Here is a 13,268-nt window from a genome sequence, read left to right on the forward strand (position 1 = left end):
ATCGGCATGACAAATGTTTTGTGCATTGCAACAGTCTTTTTTTGCGCAGCAATTTATCCGGAAACATCTTGGCGGAGCTGTCAGGGGAGATTGTTTGACTTGAGCTTGAAGCTTTGACAATCTCCCGCCCGAGAAATGGGAGATAACTGAATGACTTCGCCTTCAATCGTCATTGTCAGCGCGGCGCGCACGGCAGTCGGCTCTTTCAACGGCAGCTTTGCCAACACGCCTGCGCACGAACTGGGTGCGGCCGTGGTTAAAGCCGTTCTGGAGCGTGCAGGTGTTGCTGCGAGCGAGGTTGATGAGGTCATTCTCGGTCAGGTGCTGACTGCCGGCGAAGGTCAGAACCCCGCACGTCAGGCCGCGATGAAAGCGGGCATTCCCCAGGAGGCCACCGCCTTCGGTATCAACCAGCTGTGCGGATCTGGCCTGCGAGCCGTAGCGCTGGGCATGCAGCAGATCGCAACAGGTGATGCCTCGATCATCATTGCTGGCGGGCAGGAATCCATGTCCATGGCACCGCACTGCGCGCATCTGCGCGGCGGCGTCAAGATGGGTGATTTCAAGATGATCGATACCATGTTGAGTGATGGCCTGACCGATGCCTTCTACGGGTATCACATGGGCATCACGGCTGAAAATATCGCTGAAAAATGGCAGCTGTCGCGTGATGAACAGGACCAGTTTGCCGTAACCTCCCAAAACCGCGCCGAGGCCGCGCAGGCCGCAGGCCGTTTTGCCGATGAGATCGTTCCCTTCATCATCAAGGGCCGCAAAAGCGATGTTACGGTCGATGCAGATGAATATATCCGCGCTGGCGCTTCGCTCGATACCATGTCCAAATTGCGCCCGGCTTTTGACAAGGACGGTACGGTCACCGCGGGTAACGCCTCTGGTCTCAACGATGGTGCCGCTGCCGTGCTGTTGATGACCGAAGCAGAAGCGGAAAAGCGTGGCCTTCAGCCTCTGGCGCGCATCGCGTCTTGGGCCACGGCAGGTGTCGATCCGCAGATCATGGGAACCGGTCCCATCCCCGCATCGCGCAAGGCATTGGCAAAAGCGGGATGGTCGATCGCCGACCTGGACCTCGTTGAAGCGAATGAGGCTTTTGCGGCGCAATCCTGTGCCGTGGTGCGCGATCTTGGGCTTGACCCTGACATCGTCAACGTCAATGGCGGCGCGATTGCCATCGGCCATCCCATCGGCGCATCGGGTGCGCGTGTTCTCAACACGCTGCTGTTCGAAATGAAGCGCCGCAGCGCCAAAAAGGGACTAGTGACATTGTGCATCGGTGGTGGCATGGGCGTGGCCATGTGTCTCGAAGGCCTGTAACGGCCGCCATCATTGAAATGCCACTTTGAGACATCTAAAGGCTGACACAGACAAACAAAGGAGGCCTTGAGATGAGCCGGGTTGCGTTGATAACGGGCGGTACGAGCGGTATTGGTGCGGCCATCGCCAAGGCTTTTCATGCTGAAGGCTACAGGGTCGCGGTCAATTACGCGTTCACGGAAGACCGTGCCGAGCAGTTTCGCCGTGAAACCGGCATTCCTGCCTATTGCTGGGATATTCGCGATTACGATGCCTGCGTCGCCGGTATTGCCAACGTCGAGGGCGACCTCGGTCCGATCGAAATTCTGGTCAACAACGCTGGCATCACCCGCGATGCGATGTTTCATAAAATGTCGCCGCAGCAGTGGCGCGAGGTGATCGATACCAATCTCACCGGTGTCTTCAATATGACGCATCCCATATGGCCCGGCATGCGTGAACGCGACTTTGGACGCATCGTCAATATTTCCTCCATTAACGGACAAAAGGGCCAGGCAGGGCAGGTCAATTACTCGGCAGCCAAGGCGGGCGACATCGGGTTCACCAAGGCGCTGGCCCAGGAAGGTGCTTCCCGAAACATCACCGTCAACGCCATTTGCCCCGGCTATATCGGAACGGAAATGGTGCGTGCCGTGCCGGAGAATGTGTTGAATGAACGTATTCTGCCGCAAATTCCTGTCGGACGATTGGGGGAACCGGAAGAGATCGCGCGCTGTGCGCTGTTTCTAGCTGCCGATAATGCTGGCTTCATCACCGGCTCGACATTGACCGCCAATGGCGGGCAGTATTTTGCCTAGGGGCTAAAGTCAGTAAACTTTCCGTGATCGACGGTGAGGATTTTGCAACGCTGACGAAAACTTGAATTCCCCATCTCGTCCGCAAGAAGATGCTAACTAAATGAAAATACGAGGATTTTTGTTAAGTTTAGAACGACTCTAAATAATGCGGCGGTTTTACTGGATATCTTTTTCTTGACACTGACTATCCTGTTTTGGTTTAAGAATGAAAACAACGTGTTGCGTCACACAGGCAAAGTACCATGCTCGTTTGCAGCTGCAATTACATCACCGATAAAGACATTCGCGACGTCATCAACGAGATGCTTGATGATGACTGTTGGCAGCTCATCGTTCCTGCCAAGGTGTACCACGCGATGGAGAAACGCGGGCGCTGCTGCGGCTGCTTTCCCTCGGTTGTCGAACTGATTATCAAGACGACAGAAGAATATCATGCCCGTCGGCACTCGACGGAGGCCGATGTTTTTGATTTTATGTCCCGCCTGAGACAATTGCATGAAGACAACAGGAGAGCGGACATTGAAAGGCGACACAAGAGTCATCGAGCAGCTTAACGAGGCATTGTTCCTCGAACTCGGTGCGGTCAACCAGTACTGGCTGCATTACCGACTGCTGAACGACTGGGGCTACACAAAGCTCGCCAAAAAAGAGCGTGCCGAATCCATCGAAGAGATGCAGCACGCGGACAAGATCATCGACCGTATCATCTTCCTCGAAGGTCATCCTAACCTCCAGACCGTTGCGCCGCTGCGCATTGGCCAGAACGTCAAGGAAGTGCTGGAAGCGGATCTCGCGGGCGAATATGACGCGCGCACGGCTTACAAGAAGTCCCGCGACATCTGTCACGACGCTGGCGACTATGTTTCCATGAAGCTGTTCGAAACGCTGCTGATCGATGAAGAAGGTCACATCGACTTCCTCGAAACGCAGCTCGATCTTCTCAACAAGATCGGCGAAGCGAAATACGGCCAGCTTAACGCCGACTCCGCGGATGCTGCCGAGTCCGAGTGACGCGATCATTGCAGAATTGAAAAAGGCGGCATTCTTGCCGCCTTTTTTGTTGCGATTACTTGGCTACCAGATGCCGGAATTCTGCAACGACCTGCTCGTAAACGCCGCGCTTGAAGGGTACGATCAGGTCCGGCAGACTTTCCATCGGTTTCCAAGCCCACTCATCGAATTCGGCCTCGTGGCCTGTCGGCGGCGGGTTGATCTGGATTTCACTTTCGTCGCCCTCGAAGCGAAAAGCAAACCAGCGCTGCGCCTGACCACGATATTTGCCTCTGAGGCCGATGCCGAGCAGTTGCGGCGGGAGATCGTAATGGATCCAGTCTTTCGCTTCGGCCAGAAGCGAAACGGTCTTCATGCCGGTTTCCTCGTAGAGTTCACGGATGGCAGCCAGCAAAGGCTTCTCACCATCATCAATGCCGCCTTGCGGCATCTGCCAGAGTTGGGGAGAGCCATCAAATTCCGAGTTACCTTGGGAAATGCGGCGTCCGGCCCAGACCAGCCCTTCGGCATTGAGAACCATGATGCCCGCGCAGGGGCGGTAGGGAAGGTCGTCCGCTTTGATCGTCATCTTGAACCTACTCGTGAGGGTTTCGCAGAGAGAGTGCGAGAGATTTACTGTTCGGCCTTATCGGAAACAAGCGCGGAAACTCCGACGATTTCGATGCCGCGACCGGCAGCTTCCACCGACCATTTGGAAATCGCAGCGATGCTCTCGTCAAATGCAGAGGCAACGCCGATTGCCGAGCCATTGCGGCGGGCTATTCGTTCCAGATCATCCAGCTTGCGCAATATCGATGCCTCATTGACCTGATCGTCCAATTGCAGATCGGCGAAGCCTGTCGGAGCCGACAGTGCCTTGGCTATGGAGGCCGTCTTGGATTGGGCAGAAGACCCATCATCGAGGAACAGCAGACCACGCTTGCCGATGTCACGCATGACCGGCTCCAGCGTCTTTTCATCCGCCATCAGCCGCCCACCGAGATAATTCATGACGCCGGTATAATTGGTGATCTTCGCCATGGACCGGTGTAGGCGTTCGAGATTGATCTTGGCCGGATCTGCGACAAGCAGAGTATCCGCGCCCGGATTGGTGCCGGGATAGCCGAAGGGTTCGAACGGGACCTGAAGCAGGATCTCGTGGCCCTCGCGCCGGCTTTCCTGCATCCAGCGCTGCAGACTGTTGCCGCTGGCGGCGAAACCGAGTGTTACTTCTGGCGGCAGGTCGCGAATGGCTTTTTGCGTGCCGGTCTGGCTCAGGCCCAAGCCGCCGACCACGATGGCGATGCGTGTGCCTCTGGCACCTGACCATGGCCGGGCATATTGCTCCATGGGGCGAAGGCCGTCGGTGCCGATCTTTGGCAGCCGACCAAATGCGGTATCTTCCAGCAAATCCTCGTTGGGTTGGGCTGCAATCCGCAAATCTTGCCCATAGGTCTGTCCGGTCATCAGGACAGGGCCATCGTTTTCGCGTGTGCGCGGCGAGAAGATGGAGACGACATTGCCATCCGGCATCGTATTTTTCTGGACGTTTGCACCTGAGCGACCGCTTTGTGGTGCCAAGCCATCTTTCGGCGGCGCTGATGTCTGCGCAGCGTCATTATTTGACGGCTCTGCTTCTGTCAGCCCGACATCCGGGGCCGTAGAGTTGCCTTCAAGATTGCCGGGGGACATGGCGGTATAGACAGAAAAACCGCCAATACTCGCCACGGCAAGGACCATAACTCCAAGCGCAGAAAAGCGCCGGAACGTTCCGGCGCTTTTTTTTCTTTGTCGACCCATGAGCGGTTTGCGCAGGTCTGAAGACAATGGTCTATCCGTAACTGACTGATCGCTGGGCAAACAGGCATGGGTTTGACCCATGCCCTTGAATCTTATTGCTTGTTGACCACAGCCTTATCAGGATTTGGCGGGAAGGATGGGTCCGTCTTGGTGCCGTGGAGAAGATCCATCGCGTAATTGAGCTGGATATCATCCTTTGTTTCCGGCGGAACGTAAGCTGCCGAACCGGAACCTTCATCCGTCTCGCTCTGGCCCTGAATATGGCCACGCAGGCTGGATTCGCCTTCCGCACGGACACGTCCCTGAAGCTCTTCCGGCAATGGCTGATCGACCTTGATGTCAGGCGTGATGCCCGTGCCCTGGATAGACTTACCCGATGGCGTGTAATAGAGCGCCGTCGTCAGACGAAGCGCGCCGGTGTCGCCAAGAGGAATGATCGTCTGCACGGAACCCTTACCGAAGGAACGCGTGCCGACAACGGTCGCGCGGCGCAGGTCCTGCAACGCACCGGCTACGATTTCCGATGCGGATGCGGAACCACCGTTGACGAGAACGATCACGGGTTTTCCATCGGTCAGATCGCCTGCAGTCGCGTTGAAGCGACGGGTCTCTTCCGGGTTACGACCGCGGGTCGATACGACTTCGCCGCGTTCTAGGAAGGCGTCGGAAACATTGATCGCCTGATCCAGCAAACCGCCTGGGTTGAGGCGCAGATCGAGGACGTAACCCTTCAGCTTGTCGGCGGGCACGTCTTCCTTGATTTTCTTGATTGCCTTTTCGAGATCATCATAGGTCTTCTCGGTGAAGGAGATCACACGCAAGTAACCGATATCACCACCTTCAACACGCGACTTGACCGCACGGACGGCGATGATGTCACGCATGACGGTAAAGTCGAGCGGCTTGTCTGCGCCCTGACGGATAACCGTCAACTTAATAGGGGTCTTGACGGCACCGCGCATCTTTTCGACGGCTTCTTCAAGCTTCAGCCCACGGACTGGGGCACCATCGATTTCGGAGATATAGTCGCCGGCCAGAATACCAGCCTTGGCAGCGGGCGTGTCATCCATAGGCGAGATGACTTTAACCAGCTCGTTTTCCATCGTCACTTCAATGCCGAGACCGCCGAATTCACCCTTTGTCTGGGTGCGCATGTCTGTGGCGTCCTGTGCATTTAGGAAGCTGGAATGGGGATCGAGCGAGCTCAGCATGCCATTGATGGCGTTTTCAACGAGCTTCTTGTCATCGGGTGGCGTCACATATTGGGCGCGTACACGCTCAAACACGTCACCAAAAATCGACAGCTCCTTATAGGTCGAAGGGCCAGCAGCCTGTGCCGGCATGCTTGCCGAGTAGATAACGCTCATCGCTGTGGCACCCATAAGTCCACCGATAATGAGAAGTGAAGCCTTACGAATCATTGCGCGCCCTTCCGGTATTTTTTGCGGTCCACCAAGGTTGAGAATCAACCGGTACGCCGTCTTTCCTGAATTCAATGTAAAGCGTCGGCTTGTCAGTTTCCAGCGCCAATGCTGCTGCACTTGCCACTCTTTTCGTACCCATGGAGGCAATCGGTTCGCCGGAGAACACAAACATGCCCTGTCTCGTCCTCACATTGTCCATGCCCGTCAGCACAAGGTGATAACCGTCACCCGTATTGAGAATAATCATTCGGCCGTAACTGCGAAATTCCCCGGCGAAAACCACGAAACCATCGGCAGGTGCCGTTACCAGCGCTTCCGGGCCAGTCGCAACAACCGTTCCCTTGGAAAAATGTCCCGTACCATCGGCATCGCCGAACCGTCGCAGCACATCTCCGGAAACTGGCAACGCCAATTTACCCTTCAGACTCGAAAACGGATATGCGGGCGCAATGCGGTTTTTATCGGGCATTCCGGCCTCGGTCTGGGCCTGCAATTTGTCCCGTTCCGCTGGTGGTAGAGAGGCTATCCGCTCCTGCTCCAGGCGCTCTTTTTCTTTCGCCTCGCGCACCGAAGAAATCTCGTTTTCAAGCGATGAAACCAGTCCTTCAAGGCTGGTTGCCTTGCTCGCAAGCTCTTCAGAACGCTTGTGTTCTGCCTCAAGTTCGCTGGCCGTCTGGCTGTTGCGTTTCTCATTTTCCAAACGCAGCAAATCGAGTCGCTTTTCCTCTTCCAGGCTTGCGGTCATGGTGCTCGTCAGCTGTTCTTTCTCAAGCGCAATCGCTTGGCGCAGATCAGTCAACTCTTTGAGAGCAGAAATCAGCTTGTCCGTCTCGCTACGGATGCCCGGAACGACGGCCCCTAAAAGAATGGCGCTGCGCACCGATGCCAAGGCATCTTCGGGTGAAACGAGAAGGGCGGGAGGGGGATTACGGCCCATGCGTTGAAGAGCGGCCAGCACTTCGGCCAGCACACCGCGTCGTTCCCTCAAGGATGTTTTGACGGCATCTTCTCGGACGCTGAGCTTGGCGAGCCGGTCCTCGCCGTCGCTGATCTTCCCTTCAAGGTCTTTGCGACGCCCGGCCGAGGCAATCAACTCGTCCTTGATGCGGCTCGTATCCTGGTTGAGAGCGGCTATGCTGTCTTGAAGCTGGCGCGCCTTGTCTTCGGAAAGACCGATACTGTCGACAAGTGCCTGCAAATCCTCGCGGTTCTGATCGCGGCGTTTTTCCAGCGCATCCAGTTCATCAGGCGGTGTGGTATCGTGTGAAAGTGTCGGCGGCGCGTCTTCCAGCGCCATGGCCTTACCAGATGGATAGGACGCGACCATGCAGACAGCCAGGATCACGCCCGAAAAGGCCGTCCACCTGTTTTTGCCGCATATATTTACCATTGGAAATGTTTAACCGCCGAAAAGTTTGGCGACCATACGCTGCTTCGCCGCTTCGCGCCAATAGGCACCTGTCGCTTGTCGATATGATGGCGGCTTTACACGAAACTTCAGACGCGGTGATAGGGGTGGCCAGAGAGAATCGTGACGGTGCGGTAGAGTTGTTCAGCGATCAGGATGCGCACCAACTGATGCGGCCAGGTGAGTTTACCTAGGCAAAGAGTGACTGTTGCCTTGTCATAAAGCTGGGGGTCGAGACCATCTGCTCCGCCAATGGCAATCACAAGGTCACGCTTGCCGCCATCGCGAAGGTTTCCAAAAAGCTCTGCAAAGCCGGGACTATCGAGCGCCTTGCCACGCTCATCGAGCAGAATGAGAGCAGCACCGTCGGCCAAATGCTTCTCCAGCATGGCCGCTTCTTCACGTTTGCGTGTCTCAGCGTTCGAAGCACGGCTTTCCGCGACCTCGATGATGCGCGAGAATTCCAGCCCGATTGCCGGACCGGTTTTGGCAAAACGGTCGAGATAACGAGACGCAAGATCCTTTTCAGGGCCGGATTTGAGCCGTCCCACCGCAAAAATCGAAATCCGCATTCACACATCCATCCATATCGCAAATGTTGCCAGTTGCGCTCTTAGCAGGACAGGCTGCGGATTCCTATGCGGGCGAAGCGTCTGCGTCACCCGAAGGCCGCATCAGTGCAACGTTTCTTCCTCGATATCAGGAGCGGCCCACATCTTTTCGATGTTGTAGAACGCTCGGACTTCAGGACGGAACACGTGAATGATGACATCGCCAGAGTCGATCACGACCCAATCGCCGTTTTCGAGGCCCTCGATACGCGAATGGCCGAAGCCCTCATCCTTCATATCGGACATGAGATGTTCGCAAATCGCCGAGACATGCCTGTTCGAGCGCCCGGAAACCACAACCATGTAGTCCGCAAGCGCCGATTTTCCGGCAATGTTCAGGTAAACGATGTCTTCTGCTTTGGAGTCCTCGACACTTGCAAGGACGGTTCCGAGGGCACGACGGGCAGCATCAACGCCACTCTCCATGCTCTTTGGGATAGCGCTGAAAGCTCTTCCCTTGGTGTGTACTGTTGTCAGTTGTTTTCCTCTCGAAATGACAAACCAGATACTGTGACGCAACGATTCTGTGCGCCACACAAATAAGGTGGCATCAAAGCGTTAACTTTTCAAGATGTGGGCAAGGTCAGTACCTCGCCTACTTCATCTATGCTCGTTGCGCAGCGCTGTGGAACTCAATGTGGACCGCGGGCCGTGAATGAAAATCCAGGCTGGCGCGGTTTTCGTCCAGAGGACACCGGCATCATCTTCGTCCACGCGGGCTTGGCTGTAGGCCTGCGCCATGGTGGAGGACAAATAGGCAAGCGTTGCACCTGGCCTGTCGATGACGGCAATCGGAAAGGTTTCGGCAATCTTGCGCCAGTTCTGCCAGCGATGAAAGTTGCGCAGATTATCCGCACCCATGATCCAGATGAACCGGACGTGGGGGTTCTTCGCTTTTATCAGGCGAAGCGTGTTGGCCGTATATGTAACGCCGAAGGATTGTTCGAAGGCGGTCACCTTGACGCGCGGGTCGGAGATCAGCTTTTCACAGGCGTCGATACGGGACGCCAGAGGCGCAAGATCGGCCTTGTTTTTTAAGGGATTGCCCGGCGTCACCATCCACCAGAGTTGATCGAGACCCAGCCGCCGCAATGCAATTTCAGCAACCAACGCATGACCGGCATGGGGCGGATTGAACGAACCGCCAAACAAACCAATCACCATGCCGCGCTCCGTGTGCGGCATGGTCAGATAGCGTTTTTCCAGGCCATGATCCGCGGTCAAATATCAGGCCCGCGTTTGGCCGGTGCCATGCACACGGTATTTGAAGGACGTCAGCTGCTCGACGCCGACAGGGCCGCGCGCATGCATCTTGCCGGTGGCGATGCCGATTTCCGCGCCCATGCCGAATTCTCCGCCATCGGCAAATTGCGTGGAAGCGTTGTGCAGCAGAATGGCCGAATCAATCTCGTTGAAGAAACGTTCGACTACCTCTGTGTCTTCAGCAATGATTGCCTCCGTGTGATTGGAGGAATATTTGCCAATATGCGCGATGGCACCGGAGATGCCGTCCACCACGGCGACCGAGATGATCGCATCGAGATATTCCGTGCGCCAGTCTTCCTCTGTCGCAGCCGTAACGCCGTCAACGACATTCAGAACGGCTTGCGATCCGCGAACCTCACAACCGCCGTCGATCAGAACCTTGATCAACGGCTTCAGATGCGTGGAAACGGCCGCCGCATCAACGAGCAGTGTTTCAGCCGAGCCACAGATGCCCGTGCGGCGCATCTTGGAGTTCAGAACGAGTTTCCGCGCCATCTCCAGATCGGCGGATTTATCGACATAGACGTGGCAGATGCCTTCCAAATGCGCAAAGACGGGAACGCGGGCTTCCGACTGAACACGCGCTACGAGACTTTTGCCTCCACGAGGAACGATGACATCAACAGTGCCGCCAAGCCCGCCCAGCAGACTGCCGACGGCTGCACGATCCGTCACCGGCACGAGTTGGATAGCATGCTCTGGGAGACCTGCGATCTTCAGGCCTTCGACCAGGCAGGCATGGATAGCACGCGATGAATATTGCGAGTCCGAACCGCCGCGCAGGATCACGGCGTTCCCTGCCTTCAGACAAAGCGCACCCGCGTCTGCCGTCACGTTCGGGCGGCTTTCATAGATGACGCCGATCACACCGAGCGGCGTGCGAACGCGCTCGATCTTAAGGCCGTTTGGACGATCCCATGCCGCTATGACCTCGCCAACGGGGTCGGCCAGTGCAGCGACGGAGCGAATGCCTTCTGCGATGCTGGCAATTCTCGCATCATCCAGTTTCAAGCGATCGATGAAGGACGCGGCAACGCCTGCACTTTCGGCAGCCACCATATCCTTGGCATTGGCATCAAGGATTTTGCCCGTCGCAGCTTCTATGGCAGAGGCCATGGCCAGTAAAGCGCGGTTCTTCTGCTCGGGGCTGGCAATGGACAGAGGTCGCGAAGCAGCTTTTGCCTGAGCGCCGATGGACATCATCAGCGTTTCGATATCATGGCTCTGCTTCACGGCCTGTTCAGGCATCGACTTCATCCTTGTTTGCATTTTTCAGTTTGACGGAAAGACCCGTCATCACCAGATCGTCACGGTGGATCATCGCGGCACGACCGACATAACCGAGGATCGCCTCGATCTCGTTAGACTTGTGACCGTTGATCTGGCGCGCTTCGTCATCATCGTAACCGGCAAGACCCCGGGCGATTTCCCGACCTTGCGCGCCCATGATGACAACTGCATCACCACGACCGAAATTACCTTTTACGAGCGTCACACCGGCGGGAAGAAGACTTTTACCGTCATAGAGCGCCTTTTCAGCACCTGCATCCACATGCAACTCGCCAACGGGCTGAAGCTGTCCGGCAATCCAGGTCTTGCGGGCCGTGACGGGCGTTCCAGACGGTGCAAACCATGACGAACGTGTTCCGTTCTCGATGGCTTTCAGCGGGTTGAGCGTTTTGCCGGACGCGATGATCATGCCGCAACCGGCGGCCGTCGCGATCTTGCCCGCATCGATCTTTGTGCGCATACCGCCACGCGAAAACTCAGACGCAGCCCCACCCGCCATGGCTTCGATCTCTGGCGTGATCTTGGCAATCGTTTCCAGAAACTGGGCATCGGGATCGAGATGCGGCGGTGCGGTGTAGAGCCCGTCTATATCCGACAGCAAAACCAGCAGATCCGCACCCGTCATCGTCGCCACGCGGGCCGCCAGACGGTCATTGTCGCCATAGCGGATTTCCGTCGTCGCAACCGTGTCGTTTTCGTTGATGATCGGGATGGCCCCGAGTTTTAAAAGCTGGTTGATCGTTGCACGGGCGTTGAGATAGCGGCGACGTTCTTCGGTGTCAGACAGCGTCAGCAGGATTTGGCCCGCGACGATGTCGTGTTTGGAGAGACTTTCCGACCATGCACGTGCCAACGCAATCTGGCCTACGGCCGCTGCCGCCTGGCTTTCCTCAAGCTTCAGCGGTCCCGAGGGTAGGCCCAAGACTGTGCGCCCAAGCGCGATTGCACCTGATGACACGACCTGCACATCGGCACCATTGGCTTTCAGCGCCGCGATATCCTCGCAAATCGCATCCAGCCATTCCTTTTTCAGGCCGCTCGCACGGTCAACCAGAAGGGCAGAGCCGATCTTGATGACGATACGGTGGTGGCTACCGAGAGATTTTCGCGCCAATGTCATAGGCGGTCGTCTCCATCCTCGATCTCGTCTTCGACTGGCATGGAGCGATCAGGCATGGCGGTATCGCCGCCACGGCTGTCGGACACGATGATATCGCGAAGCTCACGAAGGGTTTCGAGCATACCGAGATGGGCGGCAGCAGACAGAAGAAGCGGCGGACGGCCACAAGCCTTCTCCAGCTCCTTTGCCTTCTTCTTCAATTCCTTTTCGTCCAGCACGTCGATTTGCGAAAGCGCCACGATTTCAGGCTTGTCGGTCAACCCGCCACCATAAGCAGCAAGCTCACGTTTGACGGTCTTGTAAGCCTTACCAACATTCTCTTCCTGTGCCGAAACGAGGTGCAGCAGGACGCGGGTGCGCTCAACGTGACCCAGGAAACGGTCGCCAATACCAACGCCTTCATGCGCGCCTTCGATCAGGCCCGGAATATCGGCCAGAACGAATTCACGGCCGTCAATCGTGGCAACACCCAGATTGGGGTGCAGCGTGGTGAAGGGATAGTTGGCGATTTTTGGACGCGCACGCGTAACAGTCGCGAGAAACGTTGATTTGCCCGCATTGGGAAGGCCAACCAGACCCGCATCAGCAATCAGCTTCAGGCGAAGCCAGATCATCTTTTCCTCACCGGCAAGCCCGGGGTTGGCGTGCGTCGGGGCCTGATTGGTCGAAGACTTGAAATAGGCATTGCCGAAGCCGCCATTACCGCCGGCAGCCAGCCGGAACCGTTGGCCTTCCTTGGTCAGATCGATAATCAGCGTCTCATTGTCTTCTTCAAAAATCTGCGTGCCAACGGGTACGCGCAACACCACGCTGGCACCTTTCGCGCCCGTGCGGCCCTGGCCCATACCGTGCTGGCCAATGGTGGCCTTGAAGTGCTGCTGGAAGCGGAAATCGATCAGCGTGTTTAGGCCATTGACGACCTCCACCCACACATCGCCACCGCGCCCACCGTCACCGCCGTCGGGGCCGCCGAACTCGATGAATTTTTCGCGCCGGAAGGAAACCGCGCCAGCACCGCCGTCGCCGGAGCGAATATAAACTTTTGCTTCATCGAGAAATTTCATCGTCTTGGCCGTTCTGTCAGCTTAGTGGCAATTCCTGCAAACGCTTGCGGTCTTGCTTTTTTGTAAAAAGGGTCTGCCGCTCCAAATATAGGTGCAGGCTCTCAAGGTCAAAGATTATCGTGGCCCGAAAGCCCGTGGAGCAAGGCCGGTTTGTGAGAAACCGGCC

The 13,268-nt window shown here is 56.6% G+C and carries 13 protein-coding genes and 1 pseudogene; 4 read left to right on the plus strand and 10 right to left on the minus strand.

The genetic code is table 11. The features are described from left to right. Nucleotides 1-150 precede the first annotated feature (150 nt). The 4 genes from CPJ18_RS20830 (at nucleotide 151) to bfr (ending at nucleotide 3,140) form a co-directional block, all read left to right on the plus strand. Nucleotides 151-1,332: an acetyl-CoA C-acetyltransferase gene (locus CPJ18_RS20830; protein WP_103659860.1), complete on the plus strand. Its 1,182-nt coding sequence runs from the start codon at nucleotides 151-153 to the stop codon at nucleotides 1,330-1,332. Between the two features lie 71 nt (nucleotides 1,333-1,403). Beyond that, nucleotides 1,404-2,129, plus strand: coding sequence for an acetoacetyl-CoA reductase (gene phbB / locus CPJ18_RS20835; RefSeq protein WP_103659861.1), 726 nt, complete (start codon nucleotides 1,404-1,406; stop codon nucleotides 2,127-2,129). Nucleotides 2,130-2,371: 242 nt separating this feature from the next. Next, nucleotides 2,372-2,683, plus strand: coding sequence for a (2Fe-2S)-binding protein (locus tag CPJ18_RS20840; RefSeq protein WP_077103037.1), 312 nt, complete (start codon nucleotides 2,372-2,374; stop codon nucleotides 2,681-2,683). Then, nucleotides 2,649-3,140 carry a bacterioferritin gene (bfr, locus tag CPJ18_RS20845; RefSeq protein ID WP_062452949.1) on the plus strand — a complete coding sequence of 164 codons (492 nt, stop codon included), beginning with the start codon at nucleotides 2,649-2,651 and terminating at the stop codon, nucleotides 3,138-3,140. Before CPJ18_RS20840 ends, bfr begins: the two co-directional genes overlap by 35 nt. A 55-nt stretch (nucleotides 3,141-3,195) precedes the next feature. On the opposite strand, the gene CPJ18_RS20850 is transcribed toward bfr, so the two are convergent. The 10 genes and pseudogenes from CPJ18_RS20850 to obgE form a co-directional block, all read right to left on the minus strand. Further along, the gene (locus CPJ18_RS20850) at nucleotides 3,196-3,708 is read right to left on the minus strand and encodes an RNA pyrophosphohydrolase (protein WP_077121320.1); all 513 of its coding nucleotides are present in this window, start codon (nucleotides 3,706-3,708) and stop codon (nucleotides 3,196-3,198) included. Nucleotides 3,709-3,752: 44 nt separating this feature from the next. Continuing rightward, nucleotides 3,753-4,946: a divergent polysaccharide deacetylase family protein gene (locus CPJ18_RS20855; protein WP_103659862.1), complete on the minus strand. Its 1,194-nt coding sequence runs from the start codon at nucleotides 4,944-4,946 to the stop codon at nucleotides 3,753-3,755. Between the two features lie 65 nt (nucleotides 4,947-5,011). Next, nucleotides 5,012-6,340 (minus strand): S41 family peptidase, encoded by a 1,329-nt coding sequence (locus CPJ18_RS20860; protein ID WP_077103031.1) that lies wholly within the window; start codon nucleotides 6,338-6,340, stop codon nucleotides 5,012-5,014. Further along, the gene (locus tag CPJ18_RS20865; RefSeq protein ID WP_407026457.1) at nucleotides 6,330-7,640 is read right to left on the minus strand and encodes a murein hydrolase activator EnvC family protein; all 1,311 of its coding nucleotides are present in this window, start codon (nucleotides 7,638-7,640) and stop codon (nucleotides 6,330-6,332) included. The genes CPJ18_RS20860 and CPJ18_RS20865 overlap by 11 nt, the downstream gene beginning before the upstream one ends. A 200-nt stretch (nucleotides 7,641-7,840) precedes the next feature. Next, nucleotides 7,841-8,323, minus strand: coding sequence for a 23S rRNA (pseudouridine(1915)-N(3))-methyltransferase RlmH (rlmH, locus tag CPJ18_RS20870; protein ID WP_103659863.1), 483 nt, complete (start codon nucleotides 8,321-8,323; stop codon nucleotides 7,841-7,843). A gap of 102 nt (nucleotides 8,324-8,425) precedes the next feature. After that, nucleotides 8,426-8,867, minus strand: a pseudogene (gene rsfS, locus CPJ18_RS20875) (ribosome silencing factor). Between the two features lie 95 nt (nucleotides 8,868-8,962). Beyond that, the gene (locus CPJ18_RS20880; RefSeq protein ID WP_103659957.1) at nucleotides 8,963-9,547 is read right to left on the minus strand and encodes a nicotinate-nucleotide adenylyltransferase; all 585 of its coding nucleotides are present in this window, start codon (nucleotides 9,545-9,547) and stop codon (nucleotides 8,963-8,965) included. A gap of 42 nt (nucleotides 9,548-9,589) precedes the next feature. Next, on the minus strand, nucleotides 9,590-10,876 hold the full coding sequence (locus CPJ18_RS20885; RefSeq protein ID WP_167397949.1) for a glutamate-5-semialdehyde dehydrogenase: 1,287 nt from the start codon (nucleotides 10,874-10,876) through the stop codon (nucleotides 9,590-9,592). Continuing rightward, nucleotides 10,869-12,038: a glutamate 5-kinase gene (proB, locus tag CPJ18_RS20890; RefSeq protein WP_103659864.1), complete on the minus strand. Its 1,170-nt coding sequence runs from the start codon at nucleotides 12,036-12,038 to the stop codon at nucleotides 10,869-10,871. The genes CPJ18_RS20885 and proB overlap by 8 nt, the downstream gene beginning before the upstream one ends. Next, the gene (gene obgE / locus CPJ18_RS20895) at nucleotides 12,035-13,102 is read right to left on the minus strand and encodes a GTPase ObgE (protein WP_077121306.1); all 1,068 of its coding nucleotides are present in this window, start codon (nucleotides 13,100-13,102) and stop codon (nucleotides 12,035-12,037) included. The genes proB and obgE overlap by 4 nt, the downstream gene beginning before the upstream one ends. Nucleotides 13,103-13,268: the final 166 nt, after the last annotated feature.

The organism is Agrobacterium rosae, assembly GCF_002915175.1.
GTDB lineage: Bacteria > Pseudomonadota > Alphaproteobacteria > Rhizobiales > Rhizobiaceae > Agrobacterium > Agrobacterium rosae.